The following is a 20808-nucleotide window of genomic DNA, read 5'->3' as shown; positions in this document are numbered from 1 at the left end:
GAATGATTTAGAATGAATAAAGATTTCTTCAACCAGATTTTAAGCAGGCAACAGCAAAGAGAAATTGTACCTGCCAATGAAACGATCGCGGAATGGGCACTAAACGTAATTGGATTGTTGTATCCTGAATTATCGATATCATCCTATTCTTCCACAGCGGAAATTGAAGAAGAATATGAAAGGCAGAAAACTGATCTCGTTACTATTTTAAATGCAACCCGTGCCTGCAACGATTGTAATAACGAAGAAATTGCCAAAGTCTTTTTTAAGAAAATACCTGACATCTACCGTGTGTTGAATACGGATATTTATTCTTTGCACACCGGAGATCCTGCTGCGAGGGTGGAGTTTGAAGTAATTCGTGCATACCCGGGTTTTTTTGCGTTGTGTTTTTACAGGATGGCTCATGAATTATTAAAGCTGGAAGTCCCCCTTCTTCCCCGCATACTTACCGAATATGCCCATTCAAAAACGGGTATTGATATACATCCAGGCGCAAAAATTGGTGATCATTTTTTTATCGATCATGGCACCGGAATCGTGATAGGTGAAACGGCTGAAATTGGCAACCATGTTAAATTATACCAGGGTGTTACTTTGGGTGCCATGAGCGTTGATAAAAACATGGTATTTAAGAAACGCCATCCAACAGTTCAGGATCACGTAATTATTTATTCGGGAGCTACTATTTTAGGAGGGTCTACAACTATTGGTCACCACAGTGTAATAGGCGGTAATGTATGGCTCACCAAAAGTATTCCACCTGGTTCATTAGTGTATCACAACCCTGAAATAACAGTTGTTGAAGGGAAGATTGCTAACTACTAAATAATATTATGGCAACAATTTTGGACACAGTTGGCAATACTCCGCTAGTGGAATTGCAACGAATCAATACAAACAAAGACGTAACAATTTATGCGAAGCTGGAAGGAAATAACCCGGGCGGAAGCGTAAAAGACAGGCCCGCGTTGAATATGATAAAAAGCGCTCTTGAAAGAGGAGATATTAATAAAGATTCAAAGCTTATTGAAGCCACTAGTGGCAATACCGGCATAGCCTTGGCCCTAATGGCAAAATTGTATGGAATAGAAATTGAGCTGGTCATGCCAACTTCGTCTACCCGTGAACGTGTGGTAACTATGGAGGCTTTCGGCGCTAAAGTAACCTTGCTGGAAACTATAGAGAACTGCAGGGACTATGCCGAAGAAAAATCAACATCAGGAGAATTTTATATGTTGAACCAGTTTGCTAACCCTGATAATTATAAAGCGCATTATAAAACAACCGGCCCCGAAATATGGAGAGATACTAATAAAGAAATTACTCACTTTGTAAGTTCCATGGGAACCACGGGAACCATCATGGGCTGCAGTATGTATTTGAAAGAACAAAATCCGGCAATCCAAATTATAGGTTGCCAGCCAACGGAAGAATCTTCTATCCCCGGTATAAGAAGATGGCCGGTTGAATATTTACCTAAAATTTTCGATCCCTCGAAAGTAGATCGCGTAATGGATGTATCGCAGGACGAAGCCATTGAAATGACTCGACGACTTGCGAAAGAAGAAGGCATCTTTGCCGGAATGAGCAGTGGTGGTGCAGCTTCTGCTGCCATAAGATTATCGAAGGAAATATCTTCAGGTGTAATTGTCTTCATTGCGTGCGATCGCGGCGACAGGTATTTGAGCAGTGATTTATTTGGTTAAAAAATTATTCAATCGCAACCGCTATTTTAGTTCCGTGCTTCTGTTAAGCAACACTTACTAACTAAATGCCACTTACAGAAACTTTACTATTTTCACTTTAGTAAAGATCTGTACTAACACTAAAATTTATGGATCGGGTAACTGTGCCACGCACCTTCCTGTTATGAGAAATAGCAGGCTCCCATAAAGGTGAATTATCAAAAAGCCCCAAAGCAGCCTTATCAAATGCGGGATTTAAAGGAAGACTAACGCGATAATCAATAACCTTCCCTTCTTCATTAATGGTAGCGGTGACAGAAACAACAGCCTGGTAGCCCGTTTTAAATTTATATCCTGAAGGAAAATACACATTCTTGTCAAAATATTTATTCCATGCTTTTTCGCCGCCGACAAATTGAGGTTCTCTATCGGTTGAAGTTGTATCACTCATCGGGTTTCCATCTTCATCAAAATAATTCTTATCAATTAATGTATCGAGACGGTACATTTCAAGGGAACTTATTTTACCATTTTTATGAAAGTATTGCCACTTACCCTGTTGTTTATCAAACTCGGCATATCTTCCTGCGGAAGATGGATTGCCATTATCAAACCATGAGACATAGACGCCGTTGCCATTTGCATCAACATTAAGAGAATCTCTCTCGCTACCATCCTCGTACCAACCCAGCGAAATTCCCTCCGGATTGCCGTCGATATAATTTTGAGAATCTTTTATTGACCTATCCGGGTAATAGCTCATCCATGTTCCCGATTTTTTTCCATGAACGTATTTACCGGCTGCCTCTAACGCCCCTGTCGGATAAAAATAATAAAAACTACCATTGGGAATTTTTTCACCCTCATCCTCATACAATCCCGCACTTTCTAATTTTTTTAAACTAACAAAATAATCTGTCTTATACCAGCCTGAATCTGTTTTTACTTCCAACGAATAAAATCTTGCTTCATCCGAGAGGCATTCGCGTCCATAGTAGTTATAATAATGTTCAATTTTATTTTGGGAAAAAGAAGCCGCATATATAAACACGCAAATAGTGGTTAAAGAAAAAATTTTAGCAGACATAAATAGAAAGTTTTGGCAAAAAATGTTAGTTCAGCAATCAATATTAATCGTTTCTTTTGGATTTTTCAAGTACGAAGGAAAATTAACTAATCATGACTTCAATTAACTACACAATATTTATTCTGATTTTACATCACATGATACCTTGTTAATTTTTCTTAACAAACTCTTCTTCTTAAGACCAAGCAAAATCCGTAAGAATTAATAATTTTACAATCTTCCAGGGTTACGCTATTTGAATGAAATAAGGTTTTACTTATCAAAAAATCTTTTTCAGGAAAATAGAAACCGTACCATTTTAAAAAACATTTATACAGTAAGCTGATGCCTTTTACTTTTTCGCACCCCGCAATAGTTTTACCTGCCACATATCTACCTAAAAAATATTATTCAATTAGTGCCCTAATCATGGGCAGCATGGCTCCTGACTTCGAATATTTCATCAGGATGAAAGGTTTCAGCACCTATAGTCATACCTGGACAGGGCTATTTTGGTTTGATGTGCCATTGTCAATTATATTACTTTTTATCTTTCACAACCTCGTTCGCAACGCCCTGATAGAAAACCTTCCGTTCAGCTTCAATGTTCGTTTATCATCTTTCCAGAATTTTAACTGGAATAAATATTTCCTGGAAAATTTGGCCATTGTTTTTGTTTCAACAGTGATTGGTGTTGCTTCTCATCTTGTGTGGGATGACTTTACGCATAGCGGCGGCTACTTTGTGAAAGCAATTCCTTTTTTGAACGGATCTGTTAACCTATTTGATCAAAGCATTTCAATTGCGGATATCCTTCAATATGCATGCTCTATTATTGGCGGATTGGTAATATTTATCGCAATCTTAAAATTGCCGGAAGGAGAAAAAACGAAACGAGACAACATACTCAATTTCTGGTTGATTGTTTCTGCAATCGCAATTTCGGTTTTTAATTTGCGGATCTTCACAGGAGGAATGTTCAACCACGCTTTTTTATCCGAAGATATAATCGTAAGCATTATTTCAGCAGTCCTTATTGGCATAACGGTTTCATGTATTTTCTTACGGGAAAGTAAAAATCAAAAGATATACAAGTACCTTGATAAAATAAGAAACAGGTAAAAGACACACCTTAATAGAATTCTAAACTAAAAAACTAGTGTATTGCATATTGCAGGCAGCAAAGACTTTAGCGCTGGCCCGCCTCAACTATTTCCCGAAGCTGCCCCGACAATAATTATTTATGTTTGTCCTGAACAGATGATTCAATTTTATTCCAATCAGGACAGACAAAAATAATCTCATCTAAATAATTGCAGCACTCAAAAAAGTTTTATAATTTTTACTTCCCTCAAAAAAAATTATTATGCCTTACTTTGATTTTCATTGCCATCCCGGATTAAAGCCAACTTTTTCTGATCAAACAAATGCAATCTCTCCCTGGCTATTCATCGATGCAAAGCTTGCAATTTTTAAAGATGTAAAGATTAGTATCAACCCATTATTTAATGAAGTATTAAATTCTCAAAGTTGCCTTGGACAATTGTATAACGGCGATGTGAAATTATTTGGTATTGCATTGCATTCGCCCGAGCAAAATATGGCAAAGGGCTTATTGGAGAAAAAGATTGTAAATCGTGGCGCTATTGCATTGCTTGATCGTGGCCGTTTGCAACTCATAGCCAGCGGTAACCACTATTTTGAATTTTTAAATGACGATCTCAATAGAGTCACAGAAACAAAATCTCCGCCGGAGTTAAATGGCGCTGTATTAAAAATAATTAAAAGCTCCGCTGATTTTGATGAAAACGAACCTAACACCATTTATGCATTTCTTGTGGTGGAAGGATTGCATTGTTTTTTTGAAGAACAGTCAGGCGTCAGTGTAAAAGAAGATTTCACAAAAAACTTTGAATCTTTTACAGATGCTAATACAATTCTGGCGATCAATATCTGTCACATTCAGCAAAACCTTTTTTGCAACCATGCCTACGGAATACAATTTATAAAGCCAGGATACTTTTTTCCTACAAGAAGTGGCATATCAAGCTGGGGAGTTGAAGTAATTAACAGGATGCTGGAGAAGAAAATCCTTACGGATATAAAACACATGAGTATGTTTTCAAGGTGGCAGCTATACAAAATGTTACGCGACCCCAATGATGAAAATAAATACATAGCGCCGATAATATGCACCCACGCAGGGCTTACCGGGCAGAGCATGAATGACAGCGTAAAATATTTACTTCGTACACCCGTTGATGTTGGTACGGTCTATGAAGTATGCCACATGAAACCAAAAAGCCCTTACATTGATGGCGTTTATTTTAATTGCAGCAGTATTAATTTATATAATGAGGATATAGAAACAATACTCCTTTCAGAAGGTTTAATAGGGCTGTCTTTTGACCAACGCATCCTGGGTTTTGCCGATGAAAATGTTTTGCGGGATGTAACGGTACCCAATGATGTAGAATATATAAGTGAACTCGAAGCAAATTTCTTTTTTCACGGAATAGAACCCTCTACCTTAAAATTATGGACCGATGACAGCAAAGTGTGGACATCAGAAGATTTTGAAAATCTCGATCCTGCATTTGATGTTATACTTCATCCTTTATTTTTCCTGAATCATGTTATTCATATTTTAACTGTTGCAAAAAATAATCCATTGATTGGTATTCAAAAAGCAATGAGGCAAATTTGCCTTGGTTCCGACAACGATGGGCTCATTAATGCAATAGACAATTGCAAGCAGGTAGATAAACTGGATACTTTTAAAACATTAATGATTAATAAAATGCCGGATTTATTGGAAAAGGCCGGACTTGGAAATGATGGAATTGACGTGAATATATTAGCAGAAAATATTTTTTATACTAACGGCAGAAATTTCATTTTAAACCGGCTACGTAGCATAGGAAAGTAAATTCTATTTCCTGAGTCATACCTTCGCTTACAGGTATCATCAATATTGATATTAAAATTCAATAAATTGAGTAGCCTGTTTTAAGCCATTGTAACATTTGTCACCAATATTTAAATAGATTAAACCCAATTTACAGCCATGCAAATTTTGGGGTATTTCGCTTCTCTACTTATCGGGATTTCGTTGGGAATGATTGGCGGCGGCGGATCAATTTTAACTGTGCCTGTACTGGTTTACTTATTTAGTGTAAATCCTCTTCTATCTACTTCTTATTCCCTGTTTGTGGTGGGTTCTACAAGCCTTGTCGGAGCCTACAATAACTATCTTAAAGGTTTGGTAAGAATAAGGACAGCATTACTTTTCGGCATCTCATCTATCTCAACGGTGTTTCTTACCCGTAAGTTTTTAATACCTCATATACCTAAAGATTTTGGGACCATAGGTAATTTTAAGATAACAGAATCGATGTTGGTTATGGTACTTTTTGCCATACTTATGGTCGCCGCATCTCTGTCCATGATAAACGACAGCAGGAAAAAAATAGAGGTTGATACCAGTAATAATAAAAAAATTAATATCCCAAAACTATTAGGCTACGGAGTTGCCATTGGCGCGGTAACGGGATTGTTGGGAGCTGGTGGCGGATTTCTTTTAATTCCAACGCTGGTGCTCCTTGTTAAGCTGCCGATGAAAGAAGCAATTGGCACTTCCCTGTTTATAATAGCATTAAATTCTTTAATTGGATTTACGGGGGATCTCGGCCATTTTGCAATTGACTGGATTTTCCTTCTGGAAATAACCGGCATTGCTATAATTGGAATTCTTATAGGCGGAGCATTGAATAAGAAAATTCACGGCAACCATTTGAAAAAAGGATTTGGGTGGTTTGTATTGATCATGGGTATCTATATAATTATTCACGAGACGTTAATTAAATAATGGCCAGGCCACAACTGCCAATTACCCTAACGGCTTCTTAAATGCCAGGCTTTTGGTTTTACAAATGCCCGTAAACCAGCGTGAGAAAGCGTTACACCGAATCCGGAATGCTTTCTTCCACTCCAGGGGAGCGCAGCGCTTACCCGGTCACAGCAATTCCAATAACCGCTACCGGCATTTATTTGTTGCAAAATATTCTCCGCTCTTTGTTTGTCAGCTGTGTAAACCGATGCGGTTAATCCATACTCTGTATCCTGCATCAATTTAATGGCTTCTTCATCATTCTTAACCTTCATAATTCCGATTACCGGCCCAAAGGACTCATCCTTCATCACACTCATTTTATGAGAAACATTGGTAAGAATCGTTGGTTCAAAATAATACCCGGGTGCATCAATTCGTTTGCCGCCCGTTATAACTGTTGCACCTTTTTGCAAGGCATCACCAACCTGTTCTTCTAAAACTTTAACCTGTTCCTTTCTTGAAAGGGGGCCGAAATAAATTCCACTTTCTGTTGGCATTCCAATCTTCCAGGACTTAACTTCTTTCGTAAATGCATCTACATAATCATCATAAATTTTTTCATGCACATAAATTCGTTCAACAGAACAACAACTTTGTCCGTTGTTATAAAAAGCTCCATCTGCGGTTCCTGCAGCAACCGATTTTACATCCGTTACATCATCGGCAACATACAAAGGATCTTTACCTCCTAATTCGCATTGACACGGAACCATTTTATCCGCTACCTTGTCGTAAATATATTTTCCGGTTTTATAAGATCCCGTGAAAAAATATCCATCAAATGGAAGTTCCAATAATATTTCCCCGGCTTCTTTTCCACCAACGGCTACACGAAAAATATTTTCGGGTAACCCAGACTGTTGGAATAGTTTTTCGATTTCCAATCCGGTAAGCGTGGCATATTCGGATGGTTTATACATAACAGTATTCCCGGCCAACAAAGCAGGAACAAAAACATTTACCCCAACCAGGTAGGGATAGTTCCAGGCTGAAATATTACAGATAACTCCCAATGGCTCATAAGAAATCCTTTCCTCTAATCCTTCTTCAACGTTCATTATTTCATCCGATAAATATTTGCCGGCATTTGCGGTAAGCCAGTTAATACGGTTTACAGCTCCATTAATTTCGTTACGGGATTGCTGTAAAGGTTTTCCTACTTCGGTGGTAAGCGTCAGCGAAAGGCCTTCAATATTTTCTTTAAGAAGAATGGAAAATTTCTGCAAGATTTTTATCCGCTCTTCTAATGGAACCTTTTGCCAACCAGGTTGAGAGCCCTGCAATGATCGAAATTTTTTTTCGATGCCAGCCCTGGTATCTTCCTCAATTTCTTTTATGATATCTTCGGTTGCAGGATTAATTATTTTCATAAATCAATTATTGAACAGTTTGCCTCACAACATCTATAAAATTTTGTTTTAGATTTTTTGCGAAAATGCTTTCCTGGTTCTCCATTCGCTCCGGGTGCCATTGAACCAACATTAAGAATGACTTGCCTTGCGGTTCCCTCCTTTCCATTCCCTCAATAATTCCGTCCGGCGACAACGCATTTGCAACCAACCCAAATCCGGGCATATCTACACTTTGATGATGGGCGCTGTTTACTTCGCCTTTTTTAATACCAATAATTTTAAACAAAGCTGAATTTGGATCAATTTCAACCAAATGATTCCGGTCATTACCTTCTTTGAATTTTCCGTGATTAAATTTCCCAAATGCGGGAATGTCAGGAACTAACGTACCGCCAAAATAAATATTAATCAGTTGCAAGCCACGGCATATTCCCAGGACAGGTTTTTGATTTTCTTCAGTATGCCTGATTATTCCCCATTCAAACTCATCCCTCTTTTCATCAATATCTTTTGGGTTAACATAAGCAAGATAATCGGGCTGGTTATACAATCTCGGGTTGATGTCATTTCCACCGGATAAAATGATACCATCACATTTTTCCACCTCATTGAAGTTATCCAGTTTATAACTCAATTTAATTGTCTTGACTCCCTTCTCTTTATAGAACCAGTTCTCGTAATTAAAATATTTAGTCCCTTCACTGATACCGATAACAATATTTTTCATTTATTAAATTTCGCTGTAAAAAAAAATGAACCTACAAAGCATTTAAATACAATTGCCTGAAATCATCCCTGGTAACAGGCTTAGGATTATTGGGATGCGCAAAATCAGCGATGGCAAGATCTGCCAGCGTTTCAATGTGTTCTTCCTTTACGCCAATATGCCCAAGTTTATGCGGGATATTAATAGACGAATTCAGTTCGTGCAAATAGTTAACAACTCCCTTTCCATTTTCTTCTTTTAATTCCAGCGTTCTGGCTATGCGTTTAAATTTATGTTCAAACCCTTCAACATTAAATTGCATACCATAAGGAATGTTTACCGCATTGGCCAAACCATGATGTGTATCCAACAAAGAAGACAACGGATGCGCCAATGAATGTACCACACCTAATCCTTTTTGAAATGCAACCGCACCCATTAAGGAAGCAATCAACATGTTACTTCTTGAGGCAAGGTCGGGCTTGTTCACTGCCTTTTCCAGCGACTGGTTAATAAGTGAAATCCCTTCCAAAGCAATTCCATCACACATGGGATGCGGCATCTTCGCGAGAAAAGCTTCCATATTATGCGTCAACGCATCCATGCCGGTAGCCGCAGTTATGAAAGCAGGCAATTCCATGGTTAATAACGGATCAGCATAAACGATTTTCGCCAGCAACTTTGGAGAGAAAAGGATTTTCTTTTGATGCGTTACTTCATCAGAAATGATAGCGCTTCTCCCCACTTCACTGCCCGTTCCGGCAGTGGTTGGGATGGTTATAAAATGAGGCACATCGTTGGTAACATAAACATCGCCGCCAATAAGGTCATCATATTTAAAAAGATCTTCCCGGTGATTTACACGCAAAACTATTGCCCTTGCAACATCTAACGCAGCCCCGCCGCCTATTCCAATAATCGAATCGCGGCTCGTTGCATCATAAACATCTGTACCATTGTAAACGTCAGGCCTTACTGGATTTTTATGAATATCACTAAATACTTCTGTCGAAATATTTTTCTTTTTTAGATCAGTAATAATTTCTTTGAAAAAATCAAGTTGGGCAACATTGGGATCTGTAACTACCAGTGGTTTCAACAACTTGTTTTTTATTAAATAATCACCTAATTCTTTGCTGGCACCTGCTCCGAAACGAATAATGGTGGGGAAATTATATTGATAAATTGTATTAAATGTCATTTAGAACGTCTTATAAATTTTATCTCACGCGAAGATACATAAGAAGCAAAGCCGCAAATAAAAACTCTTTGCGACTGTTTCAACTCCCCTTTTTTTCAGAAATGTAGATTGCACATTATATTATCTCAAAATACCTTTTAAATTCCCAATCTGTAACCGCTTTCAAATGCTGTCTCCATTCCCACTCGCGGGTTTGAACAAAATGCTCTACAAATTTTTCGCCTAGAATTTCCTTTGCCACTGACGAGTCTTTCATCATCTGGGTTGCTTCGTCAAGCGTTTTGGGAAGCGTTCCATTGGAATAATCTTTATAGCCATTGCCCACACTTGCAGGCTGTTTCAGTTTTAATTTATTTTTTATTCCATATAACCCGGAAGCAAGACATCCGGCCATGGCCAAATATGGGTTTACATCTGAACCTATAACGCGGGTTTCTAATCTGCACGATTTGCTACTGCCAGACAAAACACGCAATGCTACCGTTCTGTTATCAACTCCCCAGGTAAGAGTTGTCGGCGCCCATGCTCCTTCTACCAGCCGTTTGTAACTATTAATTACGGGGGCAAACATTGGCAAAATATGAGGAAGACAATATAATTGTCCCGCAATATAATTTTTCATAAGGCCACTCATTTTTGAGGAATCTTTATCATGATAAAAAAGATTTCTATTCCCGTTTTTATCCCATAAACTCTGATGAACATGGCCGCCGCAACCGGGAAGATTCTCATTAATTTTAGCCATGAAGGTAGCCATACAGTTATGCCTATACGCAATTTCCTTTACGGACGTTTTAAACACCACGGCTCTATCGGCCGCTTCCAAAATTTCAGAATAACTGATAGCGGCTTCATATGTGCCGGGACCCGTTTCAGTATGGAGGCCTTCCAGCGGAATATTAAATTTCTTTAGCAATTCGAAGAGATCACTAAAAAATGAATTTTGGAGAGAACTCCGAAGAATTGAATAGCCAAACATTCCCGGGGTAAGAGGAGTAAGATTTTTGAATTGCTTATCGTGTACGCTTTGTGGAGATTCAGCAAAATTATACCATTCAAATTCCTGGGAAAAAAATGGCAGGTAGCCTTCCGCGTTAGCGTCCTTCAAAACTTTCTTTAATAGTTGCCTGGGGCAAACTGATGAGGGCCCGCCATCCTTATCTATCATTTCTCCAAGGAAGAAAGGAAGATCATTTTCCCAGGGAATTTTTCTGAAAGTAGACAAGTCAATTTTTGCAGGGGCATCAGGATAACCAGTGTGCCAGCCGGTATATTTTATATTATCGTAAGCCACATCATTAGAATCCCATCCAAATATCACGTCACAAAAACCTGTATTACCATCAACAACAGAAAGAAATTTTTCTGTTGAAACGTATTTGCCCCGCAATATGCCATCAATATCAGTTAATGCAATTTTCACCTTGCCCGAAGGATGATCTTTTACGTATTGAATTATTTCGTTTTTATCCATAAAATTTTGTTTTCCCACAAAGACACTAAGAACACTAAGAAGAAGCCTTTGTGAACTTTGCGTCTTCGTGGGATATTCTTTTGTTTTCCCACAAAGACACTAAGATCACGAAGAACAGCCTTTTGTGAATCTTGCGGCTTTGTGGGATATTCTTATAATAATTGTCCATAAATTTTCCGATGCAACCCGTCCTTAATCAGATTCACATTAAAGTTAACGAGTATCGCTAATTTAATTCCGGTGAGCTTTAAATAAGTTAGCACAGCTTTATGATGAACTTTTTCAAGATGTTCGACTGATTTAATCTCAACGATCAATTTATTATCCATAATGATATCCGCACGAAAACCTACATCCAAAATAATTTCTTCATAGTTTGCCACAATTCCTTGTTGCCTTGAATAAGGAATATTGCGATTATCTAATTCATACGCAAAAGCTGCCTCATAAACGCTTTCAAGCAATCCAGGGCCTAAGTTGGTATGAATTTTAAAACAAATATCCACCGCGATCGTTGCCAGTTCATTTTCTGTCATTAGATTTTTTATTGTGCATGACAATAAGATCAATTAATAAAAAGTTTCATTTGTGTACCTGGTGGCTTCGTGGGATTCTTTTTGTTTCCCACAAAGGCACTAAGAACACCAAGAAGAACTCATTGTGAATTTGGTGGCTTTGCGAGATTTATTTTTATTTCCCACAAAGACACAAAGAACACTAAGAAAAAACCCTTTGCGCTCTTTGTGTCTTTGTGGGAAAACTATCTCTTAAACAATTTAAAAGCAATGTAACAAACAATCATTATCACAAAATAAACAAACGCAAGTTCCTTATTAAAAATAGTCATTGCCACGAATGATATAATTGCAATCACCAAAGCAGTTATGGGAAACCAAGGATACATAGGCACTTTAAAAGGCCGCTCTAACTGAGGCTCTTTTTTTCTCAATTGCATTTGCGAGATCATAGAAATAATATACAGTGTTAATGCTCCAAATACGGAGATAGTGATGATCTCGGCGGTTTTACCAGTGAGTAAGGCAATAATTCCTATTACAAGATTTACGAGCAATGCATTGGCTGGTGTTTGAAATTTTGGATGAATTTTACCAACAAAAGCCGGTGCAAATTTTACCCTGCCAAATTCAAATACGGATCTTCCGGCAGCTAAAATAATCCCATGAAAAGATGCGATTAGACCAAATAATCCAACAGTAATCAATAAATGGTACATGGCATTGTTACTGCCAACAATATGGCTCAAAGCCAGTGGTAAAGGCGAGTCAGAAGCCGTGCCATCCGATTTATAAACAATCGCTTCCCAACCGGCCACACCAATTGAAGAGACAAAAGTTAACACACATAAAATAACGAGCGTTAGTATGGCCGAGCCAAATCCAACTAAAATGGTTCGTTGAGGATTGATGGCTTCTTCAGCAACATTGGCCACGCCTTCAATAGCCAGGAAAAACCAGATAGCAAAAGGTATCGCAGCAAAAATTCCCTGCCAGCCATGAGGTAGCGCATTGTGTTGTAAATTTTTAAAATCAAAATGAGGAATGGTAATCCCTGTGAATAGCAGCAACTCCCCCACTGCTAAAATCGTTATAGCTAATTCAAACATAGCTGCCGCTTTCACTCCATATATATTCAACCCGGTAAAAACAATATAGGCAAAAATGGCAGTGGCGATAACCGGTATTTGCGGAAAGAATAAATTAAAATAAGCACCAATAGCAAATGCAATTGCCGGGGGAGCAAAAATAAATTCTATGTTTTGAGCCATGCCTGCGATAAAACCCCAATCTTTTCCCAGAGCCCGGTTGGCATAATCAAAAGCGCCACCCGCTTTAGGTATGGCACTCGCTAATTCGGCATAACTGAAAGTAAATGTCACGTACATTATAATAATGAAGAAAGTAGCAATGGCTAATCCTAAAGTGCCACCTTCGGCGAGGCCGAGGTTCCATCCGAAATACATTCCCGAGATCACGTATCCAACTCCAAGGCCCCACAGCATCGCAGGCGTAAGTGTTCGTTTTAATTCAATATTCGGAGACAGAGGCGGTAATGGCATCTTAATTTTAATAACATTATTATGAACATAAATATTAATTAAACTTAAAACAAAAAATTAAGATTGAATTATTGAAAGAAATTAGAAGAGGCAGATATAGAAAACAATGAAGCCATCCTTGCATCAGATGGCTTTATTACAATAATGGGAAATTCCCGGCAGACATACAGTTTATAATCATGAGGTAGTTTTAATTAGTTTTTCATTTTTGTCTTCCAAATTCTTCGTAAATGTCCATGACGCCATCACTAACTCTTACGATTTTAAAATCACTGTCGCTTTCAATATGTACCATGTAGGTTGGCATTCCTATAGTAGAACCGGTTTCAACTTCCTGCACATAAGTGATTTTGTAATCGTAATACTTTTGTTTAACAGTGGCTCTTACATTTTTGTCCAGCTTATCTTCAAAATATCCTTTCAAAGATGCTTGCCAGTTGCCTTTCTTATCATAGTAAATTACATTGTCAATACCGTTAGCATTGATATGGGCAGTAACGCCATAGGCATTATTTACCCATTTTGCATCGTCAGGATTTTTATATGATTTTTTAAAATCCTTTAGCGCTTTGGCACTAACCATGCTGGCGTCAAGTATAGCGGAATTTGTTTCTGCCGGCAACACTGACCTGTTAATTTTAAGCGGCTTTTTAAATTGTTCTGCCGAAACAATATTGTTGGCGCTTTGAGCATACGCTCCACTGATGGCTGCCAGGGCAAGAACACATCCTGCCACGAAGGCGATAAGAAAATTTTTCATTTTTTTTAGTTTAATTGTTTTTGAATTAATTGTTATTTGTTCGTTGCATGATTTGTCGCAGAAAAAATAAACAGGGAAACAAAAAGATTTTATTTTTTTATTGAGGGTGACCGAAAGGAAAATTGAGCACTTAAATTCCAGGGAAAATCGCCGGCTGTCATTAGCTGACTATAATTACGGATGCGTGTGCCAAGCACCAAAAAAAGAAATGGGAAACGTTTTCCGTCTTACATATTTTCATTATCTTAATGTAATAGTCTGATAATTTATGCCAGTTTCCCCAACCGTAATTTCTGATGATGAAGAAATAATACGGCAACTTAAGGAAAGTAACATGGTAAGGAGAAAAGCCGAAGAAGAATTATTCAGTCGGCATATTTATTTTATTAAAGAGGGAATAAACAAGTATTCATTAGACCAGGAAGATGCCTTTAATGCTTACTCCGACACAATATTACAAGTAATAGAAAATATATCCAACGACCGCTTTGAAAAACGATCTTCATTAAAAACCTACCTCTACAGAATTTTTAATAACAAATGCGTTGACCTTATCAGGAAAAAAACGACCAATAAGAGCAGCGTGCATCAAACAGCGCCGATTTCTGATATGCTTACAATGATTTCTGATCCGGCCAAAACGATTATTCAACAGTTAGTTGAAAAAACTGACCTGGCGCTCCTGAAAACAAAGTTGACCGAGATAGGCGAAAACTGCAAACAGTTATTAACCATGTTTGCAGAAGGATATAATGATAAAGAAATAGCTGTGATTATGGAATATAAATCACCAGATGTGGTTAAGACAAGCCGGCTGCGTTGTTTAGATAAATTGCGTCAATTATATAATATCAAAAAGGCCTGAAATGGAAAACCTGGAATTTATAGAGAATTATTTTAAAGGCACTAATGACGATGCGCAAAAAAAACTATTCGAAAAAAAGATAATTGAAGATTCTTTGTTTGCCGAAGAAGTTGCTTTTTATATTTCTGCCAACGGCATCATGCAACAACAAGCTCAGGAAGAAAAGAAACAAAGGTTCAGGGAAATATATAATGAGCAAAAAGTAATTGCCATCAAACAGCCAGTTAGAAATATCTGGAAGTATATGGCAGCAGCCAGTGTAATTATTGCGGTTCTAGTTGTTGCCTGGCTTTTTACCGGAAATAGAAACTCACCCCAACAACTCGCTGATAAATATATAGAGCAAAATTTTAAAAACTTAAGCGTTACCATGGGTCACGCCGACAGCATGCAAACGGCCTTAAAATTATTTAACTCCGATAAACTAACGGAAGCGCTTTCGATATTTGAAATGCTTGTAAAAAGCGATCCAAAAAACAGTGAAGCAAAAAAAGATGCCGGCATTGTTTCCCTAAGGCTTAATAATTACGACAATGCGTTAGAATATTTTACAATGCTGGCAACTGATACTTCTTTGTATAGTAATCATGGAAAATTTTATAAGGCAATAACATTGCTCAAAAGAAACAAAGATGGAGATAAAGATGCCGCAAAGTTATTGCTGGAGCAAGTGAGAGATGAAAATTTGGAAGGGAAGAAAGAGGCGGAGGAGTGGTTGAAAAACTTTTAATAATAACTTTTAATAAATCTCAACTTACATTTTTAAATCAGGGATATTTTAGGAAAAAAATTTTATCATCTTGTCAAAAACTGTTTTATGAAAATTTCTTTTAAAATAACGACTGTTGTTGCTTGCGTGCCGATGGCATGTCTATACATGGCATTATTGTTTACACAAACGTCATGTCATCCCCATAAGATCAACAATAGTAAGAATAAGGATTGGAGACAGCGTATTGCCATCAATAAAGAACGGCCCCCGGATAGCTCTCAGCAAATAGTTGTATGGAGAACTCCCAGCAGCGATCCTACTTATTTGAATAGTTGGCTTGACAGCATTGAGAGCCATTGCGGACCATTTAACATTACCTTGTTTTGCGGTTCCTGCGACAGCAGTTTAATGCTGCTTACCGGTACAGGTGTAAAAACCTATATACAAGGGAATGGCACTGGTAGCGGTGGCGGTACAACGTGCCAAACTAATTGTCCCCCGGGTGGTGGTGGGGACACTATTTACTGGAGCGTAAATTTTCCTGTAGAAATTATTGAGACCGCCGATTCTCTCCCTGATACAACAAAAAAACAATATTTTTCGGCCAAAACTTTCACGCAGCCCCCAATTGTAGTGGGTGTATTTGATACGGGAGTAGATACACTTGATCTTGCAAAAGTAATGTACAAAAACTCAGCATCCACATGCTTAGACCCAAATGCCAATAATGGCTGGGATTTTCCAAAGAAAAATAATAATGTTCAGGATGATTATAATCTACCGACGGGGCACGGACAAATTGTAGCCAGGTTAATTGCCGAAGAGGTAAATGCTCTTGCACAAAATGATGTGAAAATATTACCGGTGAAAATACATAAGTCAAATGGAGAAAGCGATTTGTTCAGTGTTCTTTGCGGTTTTGCTTATGCAAAAGATCGGAAGGCGAAAATTATAAATGCAAGTTTCGGTTACTACGCATTGAAGCGTCCGCCTGCTGCGGGTGTTGTATCTTCGGCCGATGCTAATGATGCTTTATTATTAAAACAATACATTAAATACTATTTAACCAATAATAATATTTTATTAATAGCAGCAGCCGGAAACGCAAACCTGCATAATAATGATGCCGTAGAAAGAGCGTTGTTCACTAATGCTGGATTGACTCCACCATCAGATTTAAGAGACCTGGATGATGTATATTTTTACCCGGCATCATTGGCGGCTGATCCCGATTTACCAAATGTTATTGCTGTAACAACCATTGATGACCAATCTCATATTGTTTCACCCAACCAGAATTTTTCGCGTAATGTGGTAGATGTTGGGGTGAATGATAATGTAGATAGGTTTGGTGATTTATGGTTTCGTAATCCAATGTATGAAGGTCATATTGTGAGAGGGAGCTCCTACGCAACACCAATAGTAACCGGCATTATTTGTGGCAACTACACAAGCATTCAAAAACATTTGGCAAGTAGCTCTTTACGATTTAATAAAAAGAATATATTGGATTTCCTGTTAGGTATACCTTCAATTGGCCATGTAAATACTGCTTTAAGCAATAAAATAAAAAGCGGAGAAATGTTTGACCAACGACGATAACCCGGTACTCTAATGGAGTAAGTCAACAATTTTATAAATTGAAAGTCTTTGATCACTAATGCAGGAAAGCAAAGAAAAAATATTGAATATCACTAGATATATAAGCCTGGGTTGTATAACCTGGGCTTTATCTTTTACCGCAAACGCACAGTGTTTGTCACACCAACAATTTTGGGACTCCATAATTTCAATTGAAAATTCTTCAAAGGATATTGATCAAAAATTAGCAGTTCTCGTAGAATTAAAAAAACGGTTTGAAAATTGCAACAGGGAGAAAGATTCAGTCTTCGCAAGAATGCTGCACAGGATTGGTGCACTTAAATACCAGCAGGCACAATATTCTGAAGCTATCCAGAATACGAAGGCTGCAGTCAGTATAAATACTTCCGGTAAAACAGGCGCCTGTTATTGGTATGCCGGTGTAAGCTACTATAACCTTGGCCTTTGCTATAACCAGCTTTCAAGATATGATGAAGTACTTAAGTACCTTGACAGCCTCGATGTTATCGGTAAGAATTTCCCTCAGTTAGAGAAATTTGTACTTACATCAAAACTTATTAAGGGGCGTGCATACTATAAGGATGGTGATTTTGAAAAAGATGTTGAAGAAATAACTGTGGGATTACAATTAGCATTTAAAATGAATGATACTTCTAAAATAATAATGGCTAAGCTTGGCCTTTCAGAAGCTTATGAAATGCAAGGAAAAACTGGCAAGGCTTTACGTGACGTAGATACTTCATTGTTATTATTGCAATTCTCAAAATCAAAAGATTATGAATCATGGGCCAATGCTTATCGGTATAAAGCCGACATACTTGCAGATCAAAATAAATGCATAGAAGCGAAAGACTTATTTAAAAAATGTATTTCATTTAGAACAAGGCTCAATAATCTTCATAATATTGCGCAAGACTATAATGATGCAGGTGTTCTGTTATTGATTAAGTGTCATAATCCAATCGAAGCAGGAAAATATTTCGATATAGCGTATACGATGGCCATAAAGTCTAATGATAATAGTGTTGCCGCTTTTGCATCAGATAACATGGCTCAGATTAATTTCCAAAATGGCGATTATTTAAATGCATTGAAATTATATCAGCAATCATTACAACTGCTCGCTCGCCATTATCAATTAAAAGGCTTATTAAATAATCCGCCTTGTGAAGAATTGCGAACTATTGAAAATAAAAGTTTCTTGGAAATTGTATTGGATAATAAATCTAAAAGTTTATTGTATTTATACAAGCAAACGAATAAACCTGAATATTTGCGCATTTGTATTTCAACTGCACTCCTTGCTGATTCTATCATTACAGATCTGCGTCACGAACAAATTGCAGAGCAAAGTAAACTTTACTGGAGCAAAGACACAAGAGATTTTTTCACCCGAACAATTGAAGCCTGTTATTTAGCCAAAAACCCTCAACTTGCTTTTTACTTCATGGAAAAAAGCAGGGCAGTCTTATTGAATGATAAATTGAATGAATTGGGCGCTGCATCCAGGTTACTTCCTGCAGAAGCGGCCAAAGAAGAAAAGCTGCAAATCAATATAATCGAACAGCAGCAGAAACTTCTGTCGCTTCCTGAAGGATCACCGGAATTTGCATCGCAACAGGTACATTTTTTAAATGCTAAAGATGATTTTGAACATTATATAAAATCCTTAGAACAAAAATTTCCAAACTATTATCAATATAAGTATGCAGATGAAGTTCCCACACTTACCAACTTCCGGGAGTACCTTGCCAAAAATAACCAGTCTTTTGTTCATTATTTTATTGGGGATACGGTAACTTATTTGTTAGGGGTTACACCCGGAAATACCAGGTTCATCAAACTCACAAAAAATGAATTTGATAATAACCAGCTTGCCAGGTTTTTGCAGTTTTGTTCGGATAAAAATTTCCTGAACAGTCATTATGATCTTTTTGCATCATCGGCTAATTCCATTTATAAGGCTTTGTTCTTACCTCTTCAGCTACCAAAAGGCCGGGTAATTATTTGCCTCGATAACCTGGTGATCCCTTTTGAAGCCCTCTGTACCGACCGTGGTGGCAAAAATTTTCTTTTGAACGATTACAGCTTTAGCTATGTATATGCGGCCCGTAATTTAATGGCGGCTCCTGATCTTGTTAATAGTGCCACCGGGACTTTCCTGGGTATAGCGCCCGTTACATTTTCACCTTATCTCAAGGTGGCAGATCTCGCAAATTCTTCCGCGGCGATAAGTGATTGTGCAAAATATTACAAAGTAAACGAGGTGCTTACCGGGAAATTTGCCAACCGGAAAAATTTCTTTGATCAAATGTCCGGGTATAGCATCGTAAATATTTTCTCCCATGCCATTGCAGACAGCACGGAAGCTGAACCCAGACTTTTTATGCAGGACTCATCCATTCGTTTATCAGAAATACAATTAATTCAGCACCCGGCAACGGAACTGGTTGTATTAAGCGCCTGTCAAACCAACCTGGGGAAAAATGCAACGGGCGAAGGAATCTATAGTTTGGCGAGGGGTTTTACCGCTGCGGGTATTCCATCTGTAGCGGCCACCTTGTGGAATGCGGATGAATATACTATTTATGCTATTACAGAAACCTTCAACAAAAATCTCTCACAAGGAATGAATAAAGACGAAGCGCTAAGGCAGGCTAAACTGTTCTATATGAAAAACAACAGCAACGAAAAACTGCTGCCTTACTTCTGGGCCAACATGATCATCGTAGGGAATAGCGGCCCGGTAAAACTTATATCAAAGCATAATTGGTGGTGGCTCATTTTTCCGGGTGTCTTATTAATTATTGCTTTGGTAATAACGTTGAAAAAAATAAACAGTAAACCTGGTATGGCCGGAAAATGAACAGCAATAGTCAGGCATGTTGCTGCTTACGCCTTTCTTTCGAATACGTTTATCCGTTATATGTGGCCCGGTATTCTTACAGTTCATACTCCCCCGGGAAAGCGGTTTTAATGGTACCTCCCCCATCCGTTATTACCGTTATAAAAGTAGTGGACTCCTCTTCTCTTGTATAACCAATTACCGTACGGGTATCCAGGCATCTTTTACAATTGAGGGAGCCATTGATGCTTTGCGGTTCGGTATAAAATGCTTCTTTTATCCAATAAACCATATTGGCTATAGTAATGGTGAACTTAACGCAACCGGGATGGCGTGCCAATTTATAGTAATGCTTTTCGGGTACGGGTGCCAGTGAGGTTGCCGGTAAATACCAGGTTTTGCGAAAGAGTTTGCTTTATGGGCAACAGGCAATTGATACATAAGGCTCCTTTCCATCTCCTCTATCCATGCAACGGTATCACTGATAAGAAAAAGGAGCCGCAGCCATTCTGCTTCATTAAACAGCTGGGATGGTTGTTCATACTTTATTTCAGGAATCATTCAACAG

The 20808-nt window shown here is 38.0% G+C and carries 19 protein-coding genes; 9 read left to right on the top strand and 10 right to left on the bottom strand.

The window, feature by feature from the left end; genetic code table 11:
* The first annotated feature begins 12 nt into the window (after positions 1-12).
* Together epsC and cysM are read left to right on the top strand one after the other, a co-directional pair.
* A complete protein-coding gene (gene epsC / locus ACO1O5_RS02915; RefSeq protein WP_486268306.1) occupies positions 13-828 on the top strand; it encodes a serine O-acetyltransferase EpsC in 816 nt (271 codons plus the stop codon).
* Between the two features lie 8 nt (positions 829-836).
* Positions 837-1709 (top strand): cysteine synthase CysM, encoded by an 873-nt coding sequence (gene cysM, locus ACO1O5_RS02910; RefSeq protein WP_486268304.1) that lies wholly within the window; start codon positions 837-839, stop codon positions 1707-1709.
* Positions 1710-1806: 97 nt separating this feature from the next.
* Here cysM and ACO1O5_RS02905 read toward each other — a convergent pair whose 3' ends face one another.
* Positions 1807-2775, bottom strand: coding sequence for an energy transducer TonB (locus ACO1O5_RS02905; RefSeq protein ID WP_486268302.1), 969 nt, complete (start codon positions 2773-2775; stop codon positions 1807-1809).
* Between the two features lie 324 nt (positions 2776-3099).
* On the opposite strand from ACO1O5_RS02905, the gene ACO1O5_RS02900 reads away from it, so the two are divergent.
* From ACO1O5_RS02900 to ACO1O5_RS02890, 3 genes are all read left to right on the top strand, one after another.
* Positions 3100-3876 carry a DUF4184 family protein gene (locus ACO1O5_RS02900; RefSeq protein WP_486268300.1) on the top strand — a complete coding sequence of 259 codons (777 nt, stop codon included), beginning with the start codon at positions 3100-3102 and terminating at the stop codon, positions 3874-3876.
* Positions 3877-4120: 244 nt separating this feature from the next.
* Positions 4121-5683, top strand: a complete 1563-nt coding sequence (locus tag ACO1O5_RS02895) for a membrane dipeptidase (RefSeq protein ID WP_486268299.1) — start codon at positions 4121-4123, stop codon at positions 5681-5683.
* Between the two features lie 138 nt (positions 5684-5821).
* A complete protein-coding gene (locus ACO1O5_RS02890) occupies positions 5822-6622 on the top strand; it encodes a sulfite exporter TauE/SafE family protein (RefSeq protein WP_486268297.1) in 801 nt (266 codons plus the stop codon).
* Positions 6623-6648: 26 nt separating this feature from the next.
* Here ACO1O5_RS02890 and ACO1O5_RS02885 read toward each other — a convergent pair whose 3' ends face one another.
* The 7 genes from ACO1O5_RS02885 to ACO1O5_RS02855 all read right to left on the bottom strand — a co-directional run bounded on the left by ACO1O5_RS02885 (position 6649) and on the right by ACO1O5_RS02855 (position 14216).
* Positions 6649-8016: an aldehyde dehydrogenase family protein gene (locus ACO1O5_RS02885; protein WP_486268295.1), complete on the bottom strand. Its 1368-nt coding sequence runs from the start codon at positions 8014-8016 to the stop codon at positions 6649-6651.
* A gap of 7 nt (positions 8017-8023) precedes the next feature.
* Positions 8024-8725: a gamma-glutamyl-gamma-aminobutyrate hydrolase family protein gene (locus ACO1O5_RS02880; RefSeq protein WP_486268293.1), complete on the bottom strand. Its 702-nt coding sequence runs from the start codon at positions 8723-8725 to the stop codon at positions 8024-8026.
* A gap of 31 nt (positions 8726-8756) precedes the next feature.
* Positions 8757-9905, bottom strand: coding sequence for an iron-containing alcohol dehydrogenase (locus tag ACO1O5_RS02875; RefSeq protein ID WP_486268290.1), 1149 nt, complete (start codon positions 9903-9905; stop codon positions 8757-8759).
* Between the two features lie 115 nt (positions 9906-10020).
* Positions 10021-11379: a glutamine synthetase family protein gene (locus ACO1O5_RS02870; protein ID WP_486268288.1), complete on the bottom strand. Its 1359-nt coding sequence runs from the start codon at positions 11377-11379 to the stop codon at positions 10021-10023.
* 152 nt (positions 11380-11531) lie between these two features.
* Positions 11532-11915, bottom strand: a complete 384-nt coding sequence (locus ACO1O5_RS02865; protein WP_486268286.1) for a GxxExxY protein — start codon at positions 11913-11915, stop codon at positions 11532-11534.
* 224 nt (positions 11916-12139) lie between these two features.
* Complete coding sequence (gene eat / locus ACO1O5_RS02860) at positions 12140-13456, bottom strand: ethanolamine permease (protein ID WP_486268284.1); 1317 nt, start codon at positions 13454-13456, stop codon at positions 12140-12142.
* A 202-nt stretch (positions 13457-13658) separates the two neighbouring features.
* Positions 13659-14216, bottom strand: a complete 558-nt coding sequence (locus tag ACO1O5_RS02855) for a hypothetical protein (protein ID WP_486268282.1) — start codon at positions 14214-14216, stop codon at positions 13659-13661.
* A gap of 268 nt (positions 14217-14484) precedes the next feature.
* Between ACO1O5_RS02855 and ACO1O5_RS02850 the strand changes: the two genes are divergently transcribed.
* The 4 genes from ACO1O5_RS02850 to ACO1O5_RS02835 all read left to right on the top strand — a co-directional run bounded on the left by ACO1O5_RS02850 (position 14485) and on the right by ACO1O5_RS02835 (position 20261).
* The gene (locus tag ACO1O5_RS02850; RefSeq protein ID WP_486268280.1) at positions 14485-15081 is read left to right on the top strand and encodes an RNA polymerase sigma factor; all 597 of its coding nucleotides are present in this window, start codon (positions 14485-14487) and stop codon (positions 15079-15081) included.
* Position 15082: 1 nt separating this feature from the next.
* Entirely contained in the window at positions 15083-15811 is a 729-nt protein-coding gene (locus ACO1O5_RS02845) for a tetratricopeptide repeat protein (protein WP_486268278.1), read from the top strand.
* A gap of 87 nt (positions 15812-15898) precedes the next feature.
* Positions 15899-17395, top strand: a complete 1497-nt coding sequence (locus ACO1O5_RS02840; protein ID WP_486268276.1) for a S8 family serine peptidase — start codon at positions 15899-15901, stop codon at positions 17393-17395.
* Between the two features lie 58 nt (positions 17396-17453).
* Positions 17454-20261, top strand: coding sequence for a CHAT domain-containing protein (locus ACO1O5_RS02835; RefSeq protein WP_486268274.1), 2808 nt, complete (start codon positions 17454-17456; stop codon positions 20259-20261).
* A gap of 76 nt (positions 20262-20337) precedes the next feature.
* Here the strand turns inward: ACO1O5_RS02835 and ACO1O5_RS02830 are convergent, their stop codons facing one another.
* Together ACO1O5_RS02830 and ACO1O5_RS02825 are read right to left on the bottom strand one after the other, a co-directional pair.
* Positions 20338-20532 (bottom strand): hypothetical protein, encoded by a 195-nt coding sequence (locus ACO1O5_RS02830; RefSeq protein ID WP_486268272.1) that lies wholly within the window; start codon positions 20530-20532, stop codon positions 20338-20340.
* A 5-nt stretch (positions 20533-20537) separates the two neighbouring features.
* Positions 20538-20801, bottom strand: coding sequence for a hypothetical protein (locus ACO1O5_RS02825; protein WP_486268270.1), 264 nt, complete (start codon positions 20799-20801; stop codon positions 20538-20540).
* Positions 20802-20808 lie beyond the last annotated feature (7 nt).

This window comes from Ginsengibacter sp., from assembly GCF_057362405.1.
The sequence above is the reverse complement of the archived record's forward strand: the minus strand, read 5'-3'. Positions and strand labels throughout refer to the sequence as shown.